Source organism: Neisseria sp. P0009.S007 (genome assembly GCF_051962515.1).
Window position 1 is genome coordinate 1 of the sequence record NZ_JBQCVF010000576.1, and the last position, 976, is coordinate 976.

At 49.0% G+C, this 976-nt stretch carries 1 protein-coding gene; it reads right to left on the reverse strand.

Annotated features, from left to right (window positions below; all coding sequences use genetic code 11):
• Positions 1-154: 154 nt before the first annotated feature.
• On the reverse strand, positions 155-961 hold the full coding sequence (locus ACTHS3_RS14910) for a hypothetical protein (protein ID WP_070624765.1): 807 nt from the start codon (positions 959-961) through the stop codon (positions 155-157).
• Between the last annotated feature and the right edge of the window lie 15 nt (positions 962-976).

Here is a 976-nt window from a genome sequence, read left to right on the forward strand (position 1 = left end):
CTCAAAAAAAATGCCCGATTCTGCATCGGGCATATCAACTATTTAGAAAGGATATTTATCACGAAAACGTGAGCCGCCATTATACACGCTTCGCAAAATTTTAAGGGAAATTTATGCCAAAGGCCGTCTGAAACTTTTCAGACGGCCCGGATGCTCAGCGACGGTATTTCATTTCAACCTTCATATCGTCCAGAATACGTTTGACGTTGTGTTCCAATACATCTTCCACCAAACCCGGCGCCTGCTCGTTGAGCATTTGCTGCAACTGGTAAGTGAACACGGCCATTTGTTTTTGCACGGCAATCCGAATCATGCCGTTGACCGCATCGGCCACATGGGGGCGCAAACGTTTAATCAGACGCTCGGTCAAATCTTTTTCGGAAACGCAGAACACTTCCCGACGGCCAATCGCCTGCGGGTTCAAAACATTGATATGGACATTGACGGCCGGTTCTTTTTCAGGTTCAAGGCCGTCTGAAACCGCCCCTTCAGCCGCTTGCTCATCATCATTTTCCGGCTTTTCAGTTTCTTCTGCTTCAGGCACATCAAAATCTACGGCACCCGATTTCGGATTCAGTCTGACGGTGCGCGTCGATTCGATATGGCGGTCTGAAGCCGCAGCCTGCAACGCTGATTGCGCGCTCAACCAGTTGTCCTGCAAAACCACCATCGCATCGGTTTCCACTGCCTCGCCCTCGTCGGCAAGGGCAGTATTGTGTTCCAACTGCCAGCGGTACAAATATTCTTCCAATACTTTTTCACGATTGTCCGCATCTAATTTATATTCTTTTTTAGGCGCGGTTTTGGGCGCGGCATCGACAGCCTCTTCCGATTTTTTGACCAATGGCGCATGAGTCGGCGCGGTATTGAATTGTCGTGCCTGACGCAATCTTTCCAAGCGTTTTTCCCAATTCAGGTCTTCTTCCTCGAGGGCTGTGGGGTCAAGACGGTTGTTTTCCATAATAATCTCGTTTTT

Excerpts from the sequence above, each read along its gene's own strand:
- ACTHS3_RS14910 (WP_070624765.1), bottom strand. The coding sequence starts at position 961 with ATGGAAAACAACCGTCTTGACCCCACAGCCCTCGAGGAAGAAGACCTG.